The following is a 19,929-nucleotide window of genomic DNA, read 5'->3' as shown; positions in this document are numbered from 1 at the left end:
CGTGAGGAGCGCCGCCCTTTTTCATGCGCCGGGCGACGATGGCTACGTCACTGCTTGACGGGCCGCTTCGCGAGCTTGCGCTGCAACGTGCGCCGATGCATGTTCAGCGCGCGCGCCGTCGCCGAAATATTGCCGCCGTTCTCGGCGAGCACGCGTTGAATGTGCTCCCACTCGAGCCGCGCCACCGACAGCGGCGTCGGGTTCTCGATCGCTTCCTCTGCCTGCAAGGCGCTCGCTTCCGTTTGCAGCGCAGACAAAATTGTTTCAACGTTCGCGGGCTTCGCCAGATAGTTGTCCGCACCGTCCTTCACTGCCTGGACGGCCGTCGCGATGCTCGCGTAGCCCGTCAGGACCAGCATCCGCGCGTCCGGTTGCAAGTCGCGCAGCGGTGCGACGAGATTCAGACCGGAGTCGTTGCCCAGATGCAGATCGACGGTGATCTGCCCGAACTTCTGCTGGTTCGCGAGGCGAATCGCTTCGTCGGCGTTGTGCGCCTCGGATACCGTGAAGCCGCGACGCGTCAGGCCGCGCGCAAGGATGCCGGAGAACACTTCGTCGTCGTCGATTACCAGGAAATTCTTGTCGCTCATGCTTGCTTCTCCGTATTGGACGACGCGGCGCCTTGCCGGCCCGCGCCCGTTTGCTCGCGGGCCAGAGGCAACCGCAACACCGCGCGTGTGCCGCGCGGCCTGATTTCGCTGACGTCGGTGAGCTCGATCGATCCGCCGAGCCGCGCCGCCGCCGAAAACGCCAGGTACAACCCGACGCCATGTCCGCCCTGCGTGCTGTCGACGGGCGCCGCGCCCAGCAGCCCGCGCAGCGCGGCCGGCACGCCCGGACCCGCGTCGCACACTTCGAATTCGATCGAAGCGGGCTCGACGAGCTTCGCCGCAAGCGTCACGTGATCGCGGCTCGCGCGCGCGGCGTTGTCGAGCAGGATGGTAAGAATCTGGCTGACGGCGACGGTGTCGTCGAGACCGACGTCGGCGGGCGGCTCGCCCAGACGCTCGAACTTCACATGCGGATGCCGCAGTCGCCACTGGTCCGCGAACGAGTCGAGCCATTCGTCGACACGCTGCCTGCTGCCTTGTGTCGATGCGCGGCTGCGCAGGCGCGCGAGCGCCGACGTGCACAGCGTCATCTGCTGGTCGAGGATGTCGAGGTCGGCGGCGTAGGGCTTGAGGCCCTCGTCGCTGCGCGCGGCGTCGCGCAGTTCTTCCGTGAGCATCGCGATCGTCGACAAGGGTGTGCCGATCTCATGCGCGACCGTCGCGGCCTGCACACCCAGCGCCACGGCGCGCTCGTCGCGCAACAGACGCTGTTGCGCCTCGCCGAGCGCGGTATCGCGCTGACGCAGCGCCCGCGACATGCGCGCCACGAACCACGCGATCAGGCCGACGCTGACCATGAAGTTCACCCACATGCCGGCGCGATAGTAGTCGAACAGATTCGCGGGATTGTCGAGATTGAGCGGCACCGACTCGAAGCCGAGCACCGCGTAGCAGGCGACCGCAAACGCCGCGAGCCACGCCATCAGACGCCAGGGCAGCACGGCTGCGGCAATGGCCAGCGACGGCAGGTACAACGAGACAAACGGATTGGTCGTACCGCCCGACAGAAACAGCAGCGCCGACAACGCGCCGAGATCGACCCACAGCTGCCCGAACAGTTCGAGATTCGACTCGGGCTTCTGGCTCGCGACGCGCAGCCACGTCAGCCCGTTGAAGATCACCTCCAGACCGATGATGAGCAGCATCGCCGGCAACGGCAGCTTGACGCCGACAAAGATCTGGACGAACGCAATCGTCACGAGCTGCCCGATGATGGCAAGACTGCGTAGCCAGAAGAGATGCCCGAGGTTGACCCGGCCAGTGATGGTTATGCGATGCATCCTGCAAGTTTATCCGTTGGGAGCGGTCTGATTCATCTAGCGAATGTTCGGAACTATAGTGTTCTTTACCGCCTAACGTACGCCCGCCACTCTTTACGCCCAATGCTTAAGACATCGCTTGATCCACATCAAGTTCTTTTGGATTCCTTCCAGACCTTTCTGCGTCACGCTGTCGCAGCGCAAGAGCAGAACGACCACGCGGCACGTGATATCTGGCTTCAGGCCGCTTCGCATCTGTTTCCAATGGATATCGACTCCCTCGCCGAGCTGAACCTGCAACTGCTTACCCGGCAACACGGCGCCGAAGCAGAAGCGATCGCGCGGGCGTGTGCCGCGCTCGCCCCGCGTGATCCCAGAACGCACTTTCAGCTCGGGCTCACACTGCAACTGATGAACCGGCACAGCGACGCCATCGCGCCCTACCGCGAGGCGCTCGCCATCGATCCCAACATGCAAAGCCTGCGCAACAATCTGGCCGCAGCGCTGATGTCGGCGAATCCGGCTTCGCCGGAAGTGACCATCCTGCTGACCGCCGCGCTCGACCAGACACCCGACGATGCGAACGCGTGGATCAATCTCGCCAAGTCGCGTCTCGCGGGCTTCGACCTCGACGGCGCGCTCGAAGCCGAGCATCGCGCGATCGCGCTTCAGCCCGACAATCCCATCGCACTCGGCAATCACGGACAGACCTTGCGAGAAGCGCAGCAATGGGAAGAAGCTGAACGCTTCACGTCGGCCGCGCGTCGCGCCGCGCCCGGCAATGCGTCGTTCCTGTCCAATCTCAGCATGCTGCATCTGCTGCGCGGCAACTATGCGGACGGCTGGCGCGAACATGAGGCACGCTGGGATGGATCGAAGGAACTGGCGGGTAAGCGTCCCGTCATGCCCGGGCCAAAGTGGTGCGGCGAATCGCTCGCCGGCAAGACGCTGCTGCTTTGGGGCGAGCAGGGCATGGGCGACCTGCTGCAGTTCTGCCGCTACGTTCCGTTGCTGGCCGAACGTGTGCATCGCGAAGGCGGGCGGCTCGCATGGAATTCGTTCCCGCAAATGGGCGCGCTGCTCGCACGCACGTTGGCGCAATACGCCGATGAGTTCACCCTCGGCGGCGGCGTCGAAGGCCTGCCGAAGTTCGATTATGAAATCTCGCTGCTGTCGCTGCCTTTGCTGTTCGATACACGGGAAGAAACGATCCCGTCGACTGTTCCGTATCTGCAAGCCGATCCGCGAGGCGTGGACGCATGGCGCGAGCGCCTCGCCGGAGAAAAGCGGCTCAAGGTCGGGCTCGTCTGGACGGGCAGCCACGGACATCAACGCAACCCGTATCGGCGCGTCGGACTGGAACGCTACGTCGATTACTTTCGCGAACTCGACAACGTCGCGTTCTATTCGCTGCAGCCGGGCGCCGGAGCCGAAGTGGCAGCCGCGCGTACAGCCGGGCTCGATATCACCGATCACACGGCTGCGTTCAAGACCTTCGACGACACCGCCGCGTACGTCAGCGCGCTCGATCTGGTGATTACCGTGTGCACGTCCGTTGCGCACCTGAGCGGCGCGCTGGGGCAGCGCACGTGGGTGCTGCTCGATGTCAATCCGCATTGGGTCTGGCTGCTCGATCGCACCGACAGCCCGTGGTACCCGAGCGCGAGCTTGTACCGGCAAGCGCAATTCGCGCAATGGGAGCCCGTGTTCGACAAACTGACACGCGACCTGGCCGCACTGGCGGATTCGCATCGATCGTAGTCAGCAGGCGCCCGCGCCAATCCCGCGTGGCGCACCTCAATCCTGCGCCGCGCCGCCTTTTTCGGCGCGCGTGCGCGCGATCACACCAGCGAGACATTCAGGACACAGACAGCCGGTGCCCGGCTCCAGCGCCTCGGCCGGCAACGCCGGCATCGACGCGCACCAGCACGCCGAACGGTCGCCGCGCGCGCCACAATCGAACACGCGGCGGCAGCGCGGGCAGCGCACGCTCGAGGTGACGGAAGATTCAAGCGATCCGGATGGGGACGGATTCATGACAGCGGGATGAAACCGGGCAGATGATCCGGACATGATGCCACTTCCGGCGAGTCAGCAAAATGCCTGCCCGGCTACGGTCCGCCCGAGTCTCCGACATTCGGATGCGGCAGGGATTTCCATGCGTGCGAGAACTTACGCGCGCCATGGCGGCCCAAACCTTCCGTCGCCCCGTTCAGACGGCGCAAAGTTCACTCGCAGACGTGTGCCCGTCGCTGAAAAAGCTGGCTATTCCGCAGTGCGGAAAAATGGCCCGGCCGGCCGCGACGGCACACGTCGAATTCACTATTGCACCGCGCCAGTTGTGTACAATCCGGCGTTGTTTTCACCGTTTCCGTGTCCGAGCCGCCGCCATGTCCGAGTCTCCCGACCTGTCCCAGATCGCCCCCACGCTGAAGGCTGAAATTCTCGCCGAGGCTCTGCCCTATATTCGTCAGTACCACGGCAAAACCGTCGTCATCAAATACGGCGGCAATGCGATGACGGAAGAACGCCTGAAGCAGGGCTTCGCGCGCGACGTGATCCTGCTGAAGCTGGTCGGCATCAACCCGGTGATCGTGCACGGCGGCGGTCCGCAGATCGATCAGGCGTTGAAGAAGATCGGCAAGCAGGGCACCTTCATTCAGGGCATGCGCGTCACCGACGAAGAGACGATGGAAGTCGTCGAATGGGTGCTGGGCGGCGAAGTGCAGCAGGATATCGTCACGCTGATCAACCACTTCGGCGGCCATGCGGTCGGTCTGACGGGCAAGGACGGCGGCCTGATTCACGCGCGCAAGCTGTTGATGCCGGACCGCGACAACCCGGGCCAGTACATCGACATCGGCCAGGTCGGCGAAGTCGAGGCGATCAACCCGGCCGTCGTGAAGGCGCTGCAGGACGACGCGTTCATCCCCGTCATCTCGCCGATCGGCTTCGGTGAAGACGGTCTGTCGTACAACATCAACGCCGACCTCGTCGCGGGCAAACTGGCCGTCGTGCTGAACGCCGAAAAGCTCGTGATGATGACGAACATCCCCGGCGTGATGGACAAGGAAGGCACACTGCTGACCGATCTGTCCGCGCGCGAAATCGACGCGCTGTTCGCCGACGGCACGATCTCGGGCGGCATGCTGCCGAAGATCTCGTCGGCGCTCGATGCCGCGAAGAGCGGCGTGCGTTCGGTGCACATCATCGACGGCCGCATCGAACACTCGGTGCTGCTAGAAATCCTGACGGAACAACCGTTCGGCACGATGATCCGCTCGCACTGAGCGCGGCGCATCACTGCAACGTCAAACCTCTCGCATCGCGCGAAGCACGGCAAGCTGGCCGCCGTGCTTCGCAGAAGGCATACTGGCCTTCCGTCTTTCGCGCAGCACGCTGCGTCGTCACCGCTGTTACAACGTTCCTTCCCCGCAACGCTTCGCAGGTCGTCTGCATCGCATCGCAGCCCTTGCACGCGTGCGCGGAACCCACGACATCATGCACACTTCCCGTCCGAAGCGCCGTCGGCCGCAGATTCACGCCGGCACGCCCGTCTGGCTGTTCGACCTCGACAACACGCTGCATCACGCGTCGCACGCCATCTTCCCGGCCATCAATGCCGCGATGACGCAGTACATCATCGACGCACTGCAAGTCGAACGCGACGAAGCCAACCGTCTGCGCACCGGCTACACGCAGCGTTACGGCGCGGCGCTGCTGGGCCTCACGCGTCACCATCCCGTCGATCCGCATGACTTCCTGAAGTACGTGCACACCTTCCCCGACCTGCGCGCGATGCTGCGCAGCGAGCGCGGGCTGAAGCGTCTCGTCGAGGCGCTGCCGGGCCGTAAGATCGTGCTGACCAACGCGCCCGAAGTGTATGCAATGGACGTGCTGAAAGAACTCGGCATCGAGCGGCTGTTCGAGCGCGTGATCGCGATCGAGCACATGCGCGACCGCCGCTTGTGGCGCGCGAAGCCCGATCACGCGATGCTGCGCCGCGCGATGCGCGATGCGCATGTGCGTCTCGCCGACGCCGTGCTCGTCGAAGACACCCGCAGCCATCTGAAGAACTATCGGCGGCTTGGGATCCGCACGGTGTGGATCGTCGGTCATCTGCCCCGGACGATGCGCGCGGACGGCACGCCTGCTCATCTGCCCGGCACGGGACGTCCGCACTATGTCGACCGTCGCATTCGTTCGCTAAAATCGTTGAGACTGGGCACCCGCCCGGAAGGCCGATCGAACCCCTGATGGTGCATCCGGCCTGGCATAAAAGGGACGACAGACATGCAGCCCATCCGCAAGCATGACGACGACGTAACCGAAGACCAGCCGGCCGCACCGCGCGCGACTCGCCTCAAACCGGGCGAGCGGCGCGTGCATATCCTCCAGACGCTCGCCGAGATGCTGGAGGCCCCGAAGAACGAAAAGATCACGACGGCGGCGCTGGCTGCGCGCCTCGGCGTATCGGAGGCGGCGCTCTACCGTCATTTCGCAAGCAAGGCGCAGATGTTCGAAGGGCTGATCGAGTTCATCGAGCAAACGCTGTTCGGCCTCATCAACCAGATCATCGCGAAAGAACCGAATGGCGTCCTGCAAGCGCGCGCGATCGCGCTCACGCTGCTCAACTTTTCGGCGAAGAATCCGGGCATGACGCGCGTGCTGACGTGCGAAGCGCTGGTCGGCGAACACGAGCGGCTCACCGAACGCGTCAACCAGTTGCTCGAGCGCGTCGAGGCGTCGCTCAAACAATGCCTGCGGCTCGGACTGATGGATGCATCCAGTCACCATGCAGCAGGAACAGGCCACACGGGAGCGGACACGATACCGCTGCCCGCCGACTACGATCCCGTCGTGCGCGCGAGCCTTTTGCTGAGCTACATCATCGGACGCTGGCATCGCTTCGTGCGCAGCGGCTTCTCGCGCGCGCCCATCGAACAGGCCGATGCGCAATTGCGGCTGATTCTTCAGTAAGGGCGCTTTCCGCAGAAGCGCCGGAATTTCCGATATACTCTGCGCTTGGCCGTCCATGACGGTCGAAGCTTGTACAACGCGCCGATTTGCTGACTCGATTGCGGGCGCGCGAACCAGCGGACGAGGTTCATCCATCGTCCCGGTTCACTATAAATGCGGCTAAAGAGGTCGTCAGCCGCGCACATTCTCCTTCCGCGCAATCGCCGACACCATTTAGCCGCCCCATGTCAGAAGGCGGAATGAATGGAATCGATCGGGATCGTCACTCCACAAACAATGCATTTTTCCGAGCCGCTGCGCCTGCAGAACGGCAGCTCGCTCGCGAACTACGACCTCGTCGTCGAAACGTACGGCACGCTCAATGCCGCGCGCAGCAACGCCGTGCTCGTGTGCCACGCGCTTAACGCGTCGCATCACGTCGCGGGCGTCTATGCGGACGATCCGAAGAATGTCGGCTGGTGGGACAACATGGTCGGCCCCGGCAAGCCGCTCGATACGAACCGCTTCTTTGTGATCGGCGTCAACAATCTCGGTTCGTGCTTCGGCTCGACGGGCCCGATGAGCATCGATCCGTCGACGGGCCGTCCGTACGGCGCCAGCTTTCCCGTCGTGACCGTCGAAGACTGGGTGAACGCGCAGGCGCGCGTCGCCGATGAGTTCGGCATCGAGAAATTCGCCGCGGTGATGGGCGGCAGCCTCGGCGGCATGCAGGCGCTCGCGTGGAGCATGATGTATCCGGACCGCGTCGCACATTGCATCGTCGTCGCGTCGACGCCGAAGCTGTCGGCACAGAACATCGCATTCAACGAAGTGGCGCGTTCGTCGATTCTGTCGGACCCCGACTTCCACGGTGGCGACTACTACGCGCACGGCGTGAAGCCGAAGCGCGGGCTGCGCGTCGCGCGGATGATCGGCCACATCACGTATCTGTCCGACGACGACATGGCCGCGAAATTCGGCCGTGCACTGCGCCGCGCAGAAGGCGCGGAGAACGCGTACAACTTCAACTTCGACGTCGAGTTCGAAGTGGAGTCGTATCTGCGCTATCAGGGCGACAAGTTCGCCGATTACTTCGACGCGAACACGTATCTGCTGATCACGCGCGCGCTTGATTACTTCGATCCCGCGAAAGCGTACGACGGCGATCTGACGGCCGCGCTCGCGCACACGAAGGCGAAGTATCTGATCGCGAGCTTCTCGACCGACTGGCGGTTCGCGCCCGCGCGATCGCGCGAACTGGTGAAGGCGCTGCTCGATCACAAGCGCCAGGTGACGTACGGCGAAATCGACGCGCCGCACGGCCACGACGCCTTCCTCCTCGACGATGCGCGCTATCACAACTTGATGCGCGCCTACTACGAACGCATTGCTGCGGAGGTCAACGCATGAACCAGCGCGCTCTCGATTATCTTGCGACGCGGCCGGACTTTCGCGCGATCGCCCGCTGGGTCGAACCGCGTGCGACGGTGCTCGATCTCGGCTGCGGCGACGGCTCGCTGCTGTCGCTGCTGATGGAAGAACTCGAAGTGTCGGGCTACGGCATCGAGCTCAACGACGCCGGCGTGCTCGCATCGACGAAGAACGGCATCAACGTGATCCAGCAGAATCTGGAAGACGGCTTGCGTCTGTTCGAAGACGGCAGCTTCGATTTTGCGATCCTCTCTCAAACGCTGCAGACCATTCACCAGACGGCCGCGATCCTGCGCGAGACGGTGCGCGTCGGCAAGGAATGCATCGTTTCGTTCCCAAATTTCGGGTATTGGGCGCATCGTCTGTCGGTTTTGCAGGGACGCATGCCGGTGTCGAAGTCGCTGCCGTATCAGTGGCACAACACGCCGAACGTGCGTGTGCTGACCATCAAGGACTTCGAGGCGCTTGCGCCGGAAGTCGGCATCGAGATTCTCGATCGCGTGGTCCTGCATGGCGGCCAGCAGGTACGGTGGGGCGTGAACTGGCGTGGTAGTCTTGCGGTCTATCGCGTCAAGAAAAGCTAACGTCACTCATCTCATGTCGAACCCGCCACACGAGGCGCCTGCACTAACCGCACACGAAGAACACCCCGGCTGGCGCGCGTTTCTCAACGCGCGCATGCTGATCTGCGTCTTTCTCGGCTTCACGTCGGGGTTGCCGCTCTTCACGCTCGTCTATCTCGTGCAGGCCTGGCTGCGCTCGGAAGGCGTGAACCTGAAGGAAATCGGGCTGTTCGCGCTGATCCAGTTTCCCTATACGTGGAAGTTCATCTGGGCACCGCTGATGGACCGCTACGTGCCGCGCCTGCCCGGCTGGCGGCCGGGACGCCGGCGCGGCTGGATGCTCGCGACGCAGATTCTCGTTGCTGGCGCGATCGCTTCGCTCGGCATCGTCTCTCCGCGCGATTCGATCTGGACGGTGGCCGCGCTGACCGCGCTCGTTGCGTTCTTCGGCGCGAGCCAGGACATCGTGATCGACGCGTATCGCCGCGAACTGCTGCACGATACCGAGCAGGGCCTCGGCAATGCCGTGCATGTGAACGCGTACAAGATCGCGGCGCTCGTGCCCGGTTCGCTGGCGCTGATTCTGTCGGACCACATGCCATGGGCAACCGTGTTCGTCGTGACGGCCGCGTTCATGCTGCCGGGCATGATCATGACGCTCGTCGTCAGCGAACCCGAAGTGCACGGCAAGCCGCCGAAGAATCTGCGCGAAGCCATCATCGAGCCGTTCCATGAATTCCTCACCCGCGACGGCTGGCGCGGCGCGCTGTTCGTGCTCGGCTTCATCTTCCTGTACAAACTCGGCGACACGATGGCGACCACGCTGTCCACGTCGTTCTTCCTCGACATCGGCTTCTCGCGCACGCAAATCGGCGTGATCGCGAAAACGACGGCGTTCGGCGCGAGCCTCGCGGGCGGCATCATCGGCGGTATTGCGCTGATGCGGATCGGCATCGGACGCGGCCTGTGGATCTTCGGCATTCTGCAAATGGTGTCGACGCTTGGCTTCGCGTGGCTCGCGCATGTCGGGCCGACGTCGCCGGGATTGAACGTCGTGTACGACATCGCCGTCGCGCTGAGCGCGGGCACGACGCAGCTGCTGTCGCTGTTCGGCATCGGCTGGACCGTGCAGCTCGATCCGATGTCAGTGGCGCTCGCCATCGTCTACGGCTTCGAAACGTTCACGACGGGTCTCACGCTGGCCGCGTTCACCGCGTATATCGCGAGCACGACCGACCCGCGTTACACGGCGACGCAGTTCGCGCTCTTCACGTCGCTGGCCTCGGTGCCGCGCACGCTGGCGTCGGCGGCAAGCGGCTTCGTCGTCGCGCAGATCGGCTGGTTCGACTACTTCCTGGTGTGCACGGCGCTTGCTATACCGGGCATGCTACTGTTGTTCCGGATCGCCCCTTGGAGAAAGCAGTCGTGATGGTGTTTGCGTCACGGCGCGCCGCCATTGGTCGGGCTCTGCGCGCCGTTTCCCGTCGATCGCCTGCATATCGCATGCGCGTGCGTGCGCATGCATTGCACGTCGCCGTCCTTGCTGCATGTGCAGGTTTCGGCGTCGCATCACCGTGGCAAGTGAACGCGGCAGAGCCGACGTCGAATGTCGGTTCGCCGCCCGCAGCGAATGCACCCACTGCCCCGTCGGCTCCTTCTGCACCATCAGCGCCTTCCACACCGTCGGCGCCGAAGTCCGAATCCGCGCCTACCGCTACGTCTGGCGCATCGGCGCCATCGAATGCAGGCTCGGCGACGCCTCAAACACCCGTGACGGCGCGCACGCCCACGCCGGCACCTGTATTACCGACACCGTTCCAACCGAACCAGCAGTTGCGTTACGGCGGCTACGCGGTGTTTCGCAATCTGATTCCGTCGCCGATGCTCGAAGCGCAATCGGCCGAGGAATTCGATCAGATCGCACGCGGCGCCGAGCACATGAACCGGCTCTATCCGCCATCGGACCCGCACGTGAAGCGCGTGCAGTCGATCGTCGACAAGCTGATTCCGTATTCGCTGAAATGGAATGACCGAGCGAAGAACTGGAAGTGGGACGTCGCAGTGCTGCGCTCGCCCGACATTCGGGCGTACTGCCTGCCGGGCGGCAAGATCATCGTGTACGGCGGCATGCTCGACAAGGTCAAACCCAACGACAACGAACTGGGCATGCTGCTGGGCCATGAGATCGCGCATGCTCTGCGCGAGCATGCCCGCGAGCGGCTCGGCGAACAGCAGGCCGCGCAACTCGGATCAGGGTCGATTCCGCAACTGTTCGGTCTCGCCGATCTCGGCGCAGCGCCGCTCGGCATCGGCACGCAGCTGGTGGAAATGAAGTACGAACGCGCCGACGAAACGGAAGCCGACGTGATAGGCAGCGAGATTGCATCGCGTGCCGGTTTCGATCCGCGGGCGGCCATCACGCTTTGGGACAAGCTCGCCGTCGCGACGCGAGGCAACCGCGATCAGGGCTTCATCTTCGTGCATCCGTATAACGCGGAGCGACGCGCGGACATCATGAAGCGGCTCGCCGACATGCTGCCGCTGTACGCGAAGGCAGTCGGCAAGACCGTCGATGCGCTGCCCGACTACGCGGGCATCGGCCGCCCGCGGCGCACGACCGTGAGCGACTGATTCCCGCAGCGCTTCCGGGAAGAATTATTTCGCCAGCTTGTGAGCGTAGTCGACGGTCACGGGCGCGTGGTCGCTGAACTTGATATCGCGAAACACATCGACTCGCTTCGCCGTCGCCGCGACACCCTGCGTCGCGATCTGGTAATCGATACGCCAGCCCACGTTCTTCGCATACGCCTGGCCGCGATTGCTCCACCACGTGTACTGCTCGGGCCGCTGGTCGAGCGTGCGGAACACGTCGACATAACCGACTTCGTCGAACAGTTTGGTGAGCCACGCGCGCTCTTCCGGCAGACAGCCCGAATTCTTCTGGTTGCCCTTCCAGTTCTTGATGTCGATTTCCTTGTGCACGATGTTCACGTCGCCGCACACGATCACTTCGCGTTCCTTCGACAGTTCCGCGAGATGCGGCATGAACTCGTCCATGAAACGGTACTTCGCCTGCTGGCGCTCGTCGCCGCTCGAACCCGACGGCACGTATACCGAGATCACCGACAGATTGCCGAAGCGCGCTTCCACATAACGCCCTTCGGGATCGAACTCTTCGCTGCCGAAGCCGATCACGACTTCATCCGGCTCGTGACGCGTGTAGAGACCCGCACCGCTATAGCCCTTTTTCACCGCATGCTGGAAATAGCCGGTGAAACCGTGCGGCGCGAGGAACTCGGGCGTCATGTCGTCCTGCGAGCACTTGATTTCCTGCACGCACACGACATCGGCCTTCTGCTCGCCGAACCAATCGAAAAAGCCCTTCTTGGCCGCCGAACGGATGCCGTTCAGATTAGCCGTGATCACACGCAACATGTTTTTCCTTCGTTGTGTTTTCGTCTATTCGACGAGGTGAACATCATTCGACTATCACGCCCTTCAGCGATTCTTTCGCCGGCGGGAATTCGAGCTTCAACGACTCGAACGCGCGCAGCAGCAGTTCGCCGATCATCACGTTGCGATGCGTCTTCGAGTTCGCCGGAATCACGTACCACGGCGCGTAATCCGTCGACGTCGCGGCGAGTGCGTCCTCGTAGGCGTCCTGATACTTGTCCCACAGCTTGCGCGCGTCGAGATCGGAGACGTCGAATTTCCAGTGCTTGGTCGGATCGTCGATCCGCGCCTGCAGTCGCTCGCGCTGCTCGTCCTTCGAAATGTGCAGCATGCACTTGATGATCGTCGTGCCGTTGTCCGCGAGCATCCGTTCGAAATCGCGAATGTGCCGGAAGCGCCGGTCGCGCTCGTCCTTACTCAAGGTGCCGAGCACATACGGCACAAGCACGTCTTCATAGTGGCTGCGATTGAAGATCGTCAGTTCGCCGGCGGCGGGCGCCTGCGAATGGACGCGCCACAGGAAATCGTGCGCGAGTTCGTTGAGCGTCGGTGCCTTGAACGGCACGATGCGCAAACCGAGCGGATCGACTTCATGAAACACCGCACGGATCGTGCCGTCCTTGCCGCTCGTATCCATGCCTTGCAGCACCAGCAGCACGCGCTGAACGCGCTGCGCGTGCAGGCGTTCCTGTTGCGCATCCAGCGCAGCGCCGATTTCGGCGAGGCGTTCGCGGTCGGTGTCCTTCGATCCCGTCGAGAACGGCTTCGTCGACGGATCGACGCCAGCGAGAGAAAACTTCGACTTGCCGTCGTCGTCGAAAAAAGGCACGCGATATTCGTCGAGACCGTTCTTCTTTGCCATCTGCCTGTCCTCCTCTGCGACGCTTTACGCCCAGTGAAAAAGCAAACGGGCCGTTGCGCGACTTTCGATGCGACAACAGCCCGTCCTGCGGATACGTCTACAACGGTTAGCCCAGCTTCTTCTTCAACAGTTCGTTGACCTGCTGCGGATTCGCCTTGCCCTTGGTCGCCTTCATCGCCTGACCGATCAGCGCGTTGAACGCCTTTTCCTTGCCGGCGCGGAATTCCTCGACCGATTTCTGGTTCGCGGCGAGCACTTCGTCGATGATCGCTTCGAGCGCGCCTGTATCCGAAATCTGCTTGAGGCCCTTCGCTTCGATGATGCGGTCAGCGGCGGCTTCGTCGGTGGCCTTCTCTTCCCAGATCGCGAGGAAAATTTCCTTCGCGATCTTGTTCGAGATCGTGCCGTCGGCGATGCGCTGCAGAACTAGCGCGAGTTGCGCGGCGGAAACCGGGCTGTCGGCGATGTCGAGGTCTTCGCGATTCAGTTGCGACGACACTTCGCCCATCAGCCAGTTCGCCGCGACCTTCGCCTGCGCTGCGCCGGCCTTTGCCACGACGGCCTCGTAGTAAGCGGCCATCGCCTTGCCCGACGTGACGACGCCCGCATCGTACGGCGTGAGACCGTATTGGTCGACGAAGCGCTTCTGCATCGCGGCGGGCAGTTCAGGCAGTTCGCCCTTCACACGCTCGACCCACGCTGCGTCGATCACAAGCGGCATCAGATCGGGATCGGGGAAATAGCGGTAATCGTGCGCGTCTTCCTTGCTGCGCATCGAGCGCGTTTCGCGCTTGTCCGGATCGTACAGACGCGTTTCCTGCACCACGGTGCCGCCGTCTTCGATCAGTTCGATCTGACGACGCACTTCGTACTGGATCGCTTCTTCGAGGAAGCGGAACGAGTTCAGGTTCTTGATCTCAGCGCGCGTGCCGAATTCCTTCTGCCCCACGGGACGCACCGACACGTTCGCGTCGCAGCGGAACGAGCCTTCCTGCATATTGCCGTCGCAGATGCCGAGCCACACGACCAGACCATGCAGCGCCTTCGCGTACGCAACGGCTTCGGCGGCGCTGCGCATTTCCGGCTCGGTGACGATTTCGAGCAGCGGCGTGCCCGCGCGATTCAGGTCGATGCCCGTCATGCCCGCGAAGTCTTCGTGCAGCGACTTGCCCGCGTCTTCTTCGAGGTGAGCGCGCGTCAGGTTGATGGTCTTCTCGTACGCTTCTTTACCGGCCTTTTCGTTGGCAGGAACCTGAATCGTGATCTGACCGCCCTGCACGACAGGGATTTCGTACTGGCTGATCTGATAGCCCTTCGGCAGATCAGGGTAGAAGTAGTTCTTGCGCGCGAAGATGCTGCGCGGCGCGATCGTCGCGTCGATCGAGAGACCGAACTGGATCGCGCGCTCCACAGCGCCCTTGTTCATCACGGGCAGCACGCCCGGCAAGGCCAGATCGACGGGGCAGGCCTGCGTGTTCGGCGCGGCGCCGAACTGCGTGGCCGCGCCCGAGAAGATCTTCGAGACCGTCGACAGTTGCGCGTGGGTCTCGAGACCGATAACGACTTCCCATTGTGTTGCCATATTCAGACTCCCGCCGGCGCCTTGCGATGCCAGTCGGTGGCGCGTTGGAACGCGTCAGCCACTTGCAGCATGCGTGCTTCGTTGAAATAGTTGCCGATGATCTGCAAGCCGACCGGACGCTGCGCATTCGCGCCCGCGCCGAAACCGCACGGCACGCTCATGCCGGGCAGGCCCGCGAGGCTCACCGACAGCGTGTAGATGTCCGCGAGATACATCTGCACAGGATCGTCGCCCTTCGCGCCGATGTCCCACGCGACCGACGGCGCCACCGGGCCCATGATCACGTCGCATTGCTTGAACGCTTCCTGGAAATCCTGCGCGATGATGCGGCGGATTTTTTGCGCCTGCAGGTAGTACGCGTCGTAGTAGCCGTGCGACAGCACATACGTGCCCACCAGAATGCGGCGCTTCACTTCGGGGCCGAAGCCCTCCGCGCGCGACTTCTTGTACATGTCGAGCAGATCGCGATACTCGGCCGCGCGATGGCCGTAGCGCACGCCATCAAAACGCGAGAGGTTCGACGATGCTTCCGCCGGTGCAATCACGTAGTACACGGGAATCGACAGTTCCGTCTTGGGCAGCGACACCTCGACGAGCGTCGCGCCGAGCGCTTCATATTGCTTCAGCGCCGCGTCGATGGATGCGCGCACGTCGTCGGCGAGACCCGCGCCGAAGTATTCCTTCGGCAAGCCGATACGCAGGCCCGCAAGCGGCTTGTCGCCCGCGTTGCCCGCGCCCGTCCAGTTCTGGCCAAGGTAGCGCGTGTAGTCTTCGTGATCGTGCGTGAGGCTCGTCGAATCGCGCTCGTCGAAGCCGCCCATTGCGTTGAGCAGCAGCGCGCAGTCGGCCGCCGTCTGAGCCATCGGGCCGCCCTGATCGAGCGACGATGCGAACGCGATCATTCCGTAGCGCGACACGCGGCCGTACGTCGGCTTGATGCCCGTAATGCCCGAGAACGACGCGGGCTGACGGATCGAGCCGCCCGTGTCCGTGCCCGTCGCGGCGGGCGCGAGACGCGCGGCGACAGCCGCCGCCGAACCGCCCGACGAGCCGCCAGGCACCGCCTTGCGGTCCCAAGGGTTCTGCACGGGGCCGAAATACGAATTTTCGTTCGACGAGCCCATCGCGAACTCGTCCATATTGGTCTTGCCGACGCACACCATGCCCGCCTGCGCGAGACGGTCGACGACGGTGGCATCGAACGGGCTCGTGTAGTTTTCGAGCATCTTCGAGCCGGCCGTGGAACGCCAGTTGCGCGTGACGAACACGTCCTTATGCGCAATGGGCAGGCCCGTCAGCGGGCCGGCATTGCCGGCTGCGATCAGCGCGTCGGCGGCTTGCGCCTGCGCGAGCGTCTGCTGCGCGTCGACGTGAACGAACGCGTTCAGCGCCTTGTGGTCTTCGATCCGCTTCAGATACGTCTGCGCCAGTTCGACTGCGGAGCATTGCTTCGCGTCGAGCGCGGCGCGCAGTTCGGTCAAGCTTTTTTCATGCATTGCGTTTTTCCTGGAAAGCGCGACGGCGCAGTGCGCCGCCGTTTGGGCATCCGGCCGCCCGCCGGCACGCCGGGCCGAAAGGAGCGGGCCATGTTGCGCGCGTATTCGCACGCATGACACACAACCCTGTGCTTAATCACGACGTCACGACGCTTATTCGATGACCTTCGGCACCAGATACAGGCCGTCCTGCACGGCCGGCGCCGGGCGCTGATAGTCGTCGCGATTCACGTTTTCAGTGACGGCGTCGTTGCGCAGACGCAAGGCGACGTCTTCGATCTGCTCGATCGGGTGCGCGAGCGGCGCGATGCCTGTCGTATCGACTGCCTGCATCTGTTCGACGAGGCCAAAAAAGTCGTTGAGCTGGGTGAGCGTGTGCTCGGCGTCGGCATCGGGCAGTTCGAGCCGTGCGAGATGGGCGATGCGTTTCACATCGGTCAGAGTCAGGGCCATGCAGTCACCGGAAAAGTGGCGCTCTGCCGCAGCTATGAAAAAACGATGCTGCGACAGCAGGTTAGGTCATTGGAGCTGGCCCTCGAAATTGGGGCCGGCGATGGCAAAAAGTGCCATTCGTTTCCTTTAAATCAAGCAAAATTATAAGGTATCATTACGCGTTCGACCCAAACCCGGACCGACTTACCAAGGCCTTTCTGTCAAATTCAGAGATCGCTGAACGACAGCTCGGCTGCCTTGCTATAGCCTCCGGTACGTTCCCCCGCAGTTTCATGCTTCCCTCGGCCCCGTAACTGGCCGGACATGAGGCTGCTATTTTTTCCGCTGCCGCCCTACGCTTTCGATGCGAGGCCCGGCCCCCAGCGAGACAGGATTTTGCATGTTCGGTTTTTTGCGCAGCTATTTCTCCAACGATCTGGCCATTGACCTCGGCACGGCCAACACGCTCATCTACATGCGTGGCAAGGGTATCGTTCTCGACGAGCCGTCCGTCGTTTCGATCCGCCAGGAAGGCGGCCCGAATGGCAAGAAGACCATTCAGGCAGTCGGCAAGGAAGCAAAGCAGATGCTCGGCAAGGTGCCGGGCAACATCGAGGCGATCCGCCCGATGAAGGACGGCGTGATCGCCGACTTCACCGTGACGGAACAGATGATCAAGCAGTTCATCAAGACCGCGCACGAATCGCGCATGTTCTCCCCGTCGCCGCGCATCATCATCTGCGTGCCGTGCGGTTCGACGCAGGTCGAACGCCGCGCCATCAAGGAAGCGGCACACGGCGCGGGCGCATCGCAGGTCTACCTGATCGAAGAGCCGATGGCGGCGGCAATCGGCGCCGGCCTGCCGGTGTCGGAAGCTACGGGCTCGATGGTCGTCGACATCGGCGGCGGCACGACGGAAGTCGGCGTGATCTCGCTGGGCGGCATCGTGTACAAGGGCTCGGTACGCGTCGGCGGCGACAAGTTCGACGAAGCGATCGTCAACTACATCCGCCGCAACTACGGCATGCTGATCGGCGAGCAGACAGCCGAAGCCATCAAGAAGGAAATCGGCTCCGCGTTCCCTGGCTCCGAAGTCAAGGAAATGGAAGTGAAGGGCCGCAACCTGTCGGAAGGCATTCCGCGCAGCTTCACCATTTCGAGCAACGAAATCCTCGAAGCACTGACCGATCCGCTGAACCAGATCGTGTCGTCGGTGAAGATCGCGCTGGAACAGACGCCGCCGGAACTGGGCGCCGACATCGCCGAGCGCGGCATGATGCTGACGGGTGGCGGCGCATTGCTGCGCGACCTCGACCGTCTGCTGGCGGAAGAAACGGGGCTGCCCGTACTGGTCGCCGAAGATCCGCTGACGTGCGTCGTACGCGGCTCGGGCATGGCGCTCGAACGCATGGACAAGCTCGGCAGCATCTTCTCGTACGAGTAAGGTTGCCAGTCTCCATGTCTGCAATGCGCACTGAAAGGCTGGCTTTGCCAGCCTTTGTGCGCTTCGTGCATTGCGCGCGCGCCTAGCGCGCCGCCGTTTCACCCACTCGCTCACGCTCCCGGCGACCATGGAATACAGTCCGCCGCCCCTATTCAAGCAAGGCCCCTCGGCACTCGCACGACTGATTTTCTTCGTGCTGGTAGCGCTCGCCCTGCTTATTTCAGACGCCCGCTTCCGGACGCTCGAAATCGTTCGCGGCGTGCTCGGCGCGGGGCTGTATCCGTTGCAGCGCGCGGCGCTCGTGCCGCGCGACATCTTCATGGGCGCCGCCGATCTCGCCGTCACCAGCGCCACGCTGCGCGGTGAGAACGACAAGCTGCGCGCACGCAATCTTCAGTTGTCGCAGCAGGCCAACGAGGCCGCGCAGCTCGACGCCGAGAACAAGCATCTGCGCAACTTGCTGCAGCTCTCGCAACGGATGACGACGCAATCGATCCCGGCCGAAATCCAGTACGACACGCGCGATCCGTTCACGCAAAAGGTCGTGATCGGCCGTGGCTCGCAGCAGGGCATCAAGGACGGTTCGCCCGTCGTCAATGAAGACGGCGTGATCGGCCAGGTGACGCGCGTGTTCCCGCTGCAGTCGGAAGTGACGCTGCTCACCGACAAGGATCAGGCCGTGCCCGTGCAGATCGTCCGTACGGGTCTGCGCAGCGTGATTTACGGCACGCCGAAGGGTGACGCGCTCGACCTGCGTTTCGTGCCGATCAGTGCGGATGTGCTCGCGGGCGACGAACTCGTGACGAGCGGACTCGACGGCGTGTATCCGCCGGGCCTGCCCGTCGCCAAGGTAGTGCGTGTCGACAAGCAGGCGGATACCGCGTTCGCGCGCGTCGTTTGCCAGCCTATCGCTCCCGTGCGCGGCGCTCGCGACCTGCTTGTCCTACACTACGAGCACAACGTGCCGCCTCGTCCCGCCGACGAACCCGATCCGGCCACGGCCGCGAAAGAAGCGAAAAAGAAGAACGCGAAGACCCCGGACAAGGGCAAGGACGCAAAGCCCGCGCAACCCGCTTCGACGGTGACAGCGGCATCGGCGCCGGCACCTGCGGCTGCCGCGCCGAAGCCCGCGTCGACTGCCAGGCCTGCTGGCAAGGCATCGACCGAAAAGAAGCCGGCCGCTGAAAAGGGCGCGAAGGCACAAGGCAGCCAGGGGGCCAAGCAATGAATCGCCCGCAGTACATCCTGCAGCCAGTCAATCCGTACTTCATTGCGTTCAGTCTGGCCGCCGCATTCCTGCTGAACATGATGCCGTGGGGCCGTCTGATCGGCGTGCCTGATTTCGTCGCGCTCGTGCTGCTGTTCTGGAACGTGCATCAGCCGCGCAAGGTCGGAATGGGTATCGCGTTCACGCTCGGCCTGTTGATGGACGTGCACAACGCCAGCTTGCTCGGCGAGCATGCGCTCGCTTACACGCTGCTCTCGTACGGCGCGATCACGATTCACCGCCGCGTGCTGTGGATGTCGATCGGCGTACAGGTTTTCGCCGTGATGCCGTTGCTCGTCGTCGCGCAACTCGTGCCGTTCGTGATCCGCCTGCTGACGGGCGCATCGTTTCCGGGCTGGGGTTATCTGATCGACGGTTTCGTCGAAGCTGCGTTGTGGCCAATCGCGAGCATTCTGCTTTTGATGCCGCAGCGCCGTCCGGCCGATCCGGACGATACGCGGCCCATCTGACAGCCGCGCCGCCCGCTCATGAACTCGCCATCGTTTCGCGGCCATCACGAGCGTTCGACGGCGCAACGCACTGCACGACCGGGCGATGCAGCGCAAAGCC

At 63.4% G+C, this 19,929-nt stretch carries 19 protein-coding genes; 11 read left to right on the top strand and 8 right to left on the bottom strand.

Translation table 11 applies throughout. The annotated features are described in order from the left end of the window. Nucleotides 1-47: 47 nt before the first annotated feature. Together G3N95_RS08630 and G3N95_RS08625 are read right to left on the bottom strand one after the other, a co-directional pair. A complete protein-coding gene (locus tag G3N95_RS08630; RefSeq protein WP_012399493.1) occupies nucleotides 48-590 on the bottom strand; it encodes a response regulator transcription factor in 543 nt (180 codons plus the stop codon). Further along, nucleotides 587-1,891: an ATP-binding protein gene (locus G3N95_RS08625; RefSeq protein WP_205969566.1), complete on the bottom strand. Its 1,305-nt coding sequence runs from the start codon at nucleotides 1,889-1,891 to the stop codon at nucleotides 587-589. The genes G3N95_RS08630 and G3N95_RS08625 overlap by 4 nt, the downstream gene beginning before the upstream one ends. A gap of 102 nt (nucleotides 1,892-1,993) precedes the next feature. Between G3N95_RS08625 and G3N95_RS08620 the strand changes: the two genes are divergently transcribed. Beyond that, complete coding sequence (locus G3N95_RS08620; protein ID WP_205969565.1) at nucleotides 1,994-3,631, top strand: tetratricopeptide repeat protein; 1,638 nt, start codon at nucleotides 1,994-1,996, stop codon at nucleotides 3,629-3,631. A gap of 36 nt (nucleotides 3,632-3,667) precedes the next feature. Here the strand turns inward: G3N95_RS08620 and G3N95_RS08615 are convergent, their stop codons facing one another. Further along, on the bottom strand, nucleotides 3,668-3,907 hold the full coding sequence (locus G3N95_RS08615) for a cysteine-rich CWC family protein (RefSeq protein ID WP_205969627.1): 240 nt from the start codon (nucleotides 3,905-3,907) through the stop codon (nucleotides 3,668-3,670). Nucleotides 3,908-4,260: 353 nt separating this feature from the next. On the opposite strand from G3N95_RS08615, the gene argB reads away from it, so the two are divergent. The 7 genes from argB to G3N95_RS08580 all read left to right on the top strand — a co-directional run bounded on the left by argB (nucleotide 4,261) and on the right by G3N95_RS08580 (nucleotide 11,454). Further along, nucleotides 4,261-5,160, top strand: a complete 900-nt coding sequence (argB, locus tag G3N95_RS08610) for an acetylglutamate kinase (RefSeq protein WP_012399489.1) — start codon at nucleotides 4,261-4,263, stop codon at nucleotides 5,158-5,160. A 211-nt stretch (nucleotides 5,161-5,371) separates the two neighbouring features. Continuing rightward, nucleotides 5,372-6,127, top strand: a complete 756-nt coding sequence (locus tag G3N95_RS08605; RefSeq protein WP_205969564.1) for a pyrimidine 5'-nucleotidase — start codon at nucleotides 5,372-5,374, stop codon at nucleotides 6,125-6,127. Nucleotides 6,128-6,163: 36 nt separating this feature from the next. After that, nucleotides 6,164-6,850 (top strand): nucleoid occlusion factor SlmA, encoded by a 687-nt coding sequence (slmA, locus tag G3N95_RS08600; RefSeq protein ID WP_205969563.1) that lies wholly within the window; start codon nucleotides 6,164-6,166, stop codon nucleotides 6,848-6,850. Nucleotides 6,851-7,093: 243 nt separating this feature from the next. Further along, nucleotides 7,094-8,239 carry a homoserine O-acetyltransferase gene (locus G3N95_RS08595; protein ID WP_205969562.1) on the top strand — a complete coding sequence of 382 codons (1,146 nt, stop codon included), beginning with the start codon at nucleotides 7,094-7,096 and terminating at the stop codon, nucleotides 8,237-8,239. Beyond that, nucleotides 8,236-8,844 carry a methionine biosynthesis protein MetW gene (gene metW / locus G3N95_RS08590; protein ID WP_205969561.1) on the top strand — a complete coding sequence of 203 codons (609 nt, stop codon included), beginning with the start codon at nucleotides 8,236-8,238 and terminating at the stop codon, nucleotides 8,842-8,844. Before G3N95_RS08595 ends, metW begins: the two co-directional genes overlap by 4 nt. A gap of 13 nt (nucleotides 8,845-8,857) precedes the next feature. Next, on the top strand, nucleotides 8,858-10,252 hold the full coding sequence (locus G3N95_RS08585) for an AmpG family muropeptide MFS transporter (RefSeq protein ID WP_205969560.1): 1,395 nt from the start codon (nucleotides 8,858-8,860) through the stop codon (nucleotides 10,250-10,252). Then, the gene (locus G3N95_RS08580) at nucleotides 10,252-11,454 is read left to right on the top strand and encodes a M48 family metallopeptidase (protein ID WP_205969626.1); all 1,203 of its coding nucleotides are present in this window, start codon (nucleotides 10,252-10,254) and stop codon (nucleotides 11,452-11,454) included. Before G3N95_RS08585 ends, G3N95_RS08580 begins: the two co-directional genes overlap by 1 nt. Nucleotides 11,455-11,478: 24 nt before the next feature. Here G3N95_RS08580 and G3N95_RS08575 read toward each other — a convergent pair whose 3' ends face one another. The 5 genes from G3N95_RS08575 to gatC all read right to left on the bottom strand — a co-directional run bounded on the left by G3N95_RS08575 (nucleotide 11,479) and on the right by gatC (nucleotide 16,669). Next, nucleotides 11,479-12,258 (bottom strand): exodeoxyribonuclease III, encoded by a 780-nt coding sequence (locus tag G3N95_RS08575; protein ID WP_205969559.1) that lies wholly within the window; start codon nucleotides 12,256-12,258, stop codon nucleotides 11,479-11,481. 43 nt (nucleotides 12,259-12,301) lie between these two features. Beyond that, complete coding sequence (locus G3N95_RS08570; protein ID WP_205969558.1) at nucleotides 12,302-13,138, bottom strand: PPK2 family polyphosphate kinase; 837 nt, start codon at nucleotides 13,136-13,138, stop codon at nucleotides 12,302-12,304. A gap of 106 nt (nucleotides 13,139-13,244) precedes the next feature. Next, on the bottom strand, nucleotides 13,245-14,720 hold the full coding sequence (gene gatB / locus G3N95_RS08565; RefSeq protein ID WP_205969557.1) for an Asp-tRNA(Asn)/Glu-tRNA(Gln) amidotransferase subunit GatB: 1,476 nt from the start codon (nucleotides 14,718-14,720) through the stop codon (nucleotides 13,245-13,247). Between the two features lie 2 nt (nucleotides 14,721-14,722). Then, on the bottom strand, nucleotides 14,723-16,216 hold the full coding sequence (gene gatA / locus G3N95_RS08560; protein WP_205969556.1) for an Asp-tRNA(Asn)/Glu-tRNA(Gln) amidotransferase subunit GatA: 1,494 nt from the start codon (nucleotides 16,214-16,216) through the stop codon (nucleotides 14,723-14,725). A 153-nt stretch (nucleotides 16,217-16,369) separates the two neighbouring features. Next, nucleotides 16,370-16,669: an Asp-tRNA(Asn)/Glu-tRNA(Gln) amidotransferase subunit GatC gene (gene gatC / locus G3N95_RS08555; RefSeq protein ID WP_007582035.1), complete on the bottom strand. Its 300-nt coding sequence runs from the start codon at nucleotides 16,667-16,669 to the stop codon at nucleotides 16,370-16,372. A gap of 379 nt (nucleotides 16,670-17,048) precedes the next feature. On the opposite strand from gatC, the gene G3N95_RS08550 reads away from it, so the two are divergent. The 3 genes from G3N95_RS08550 to mreD all read left to right on the top strand — a co-directional run bounded on the left by G3N95_RS08550 (nucleotide 17,049) and on the right by mreD (nucleotide 19,829). Beyond that, nucleotides 17,049-18,092, top strand: a complete 1,044-nt coding sequence (locus G3N95_RS08550; RefSeq protein WP_004189550.1) for a rod shape-determining protein — start codon at nucleotides 17,049-17,051, stop codon at nucleotides 18,090-18,092. Nucleotides 18,093-18,219: 127 nt separating this feature from the next. After that, a complete protein-coding gene (gene mreC / locus G3N95_RS08545; protein ID WP_205969555.1) occupies nucleotides 18,220-19,320 on the top strand; it encodes a rod shape-determining protein MreC in 1,101 nt (366 codons plus the stop codon). Further along, nucleotides 19,317-19,829 carry a rod shape-determining protein MreD gene (gene mreD, locus G3N95_RS08540; protein ID WP_012399476.1) on the top strand — a complete coding sequence of 171 codons (513 nt, stop codon included), beginning with the start codon at nucleotides 19,317-19,319 and terminating at the stop codon, nucleotides 19,827-19,829. Before mreC ends, mreD begins: the two co-directional genes overlap by 4 nt. Nucleotides 19,830-19,929 lie beyond the last annotated feature (100 nt).

The sequence above is a fragment of the Paraburkholderia sp. Tr-20389 genome, from assembly GCF_017104565.1.
GTDB lineage: Bacteria > Pseudomonadota > Gammaproteobacteria > Burkholderiales > Burkholderiaceae > Paraburkholderia.
The sequence above is the reverse complement of the archived record's forward strand: the minus strand, read 5'-3'. Positions and strand labels throughout refer to the sequence as shown.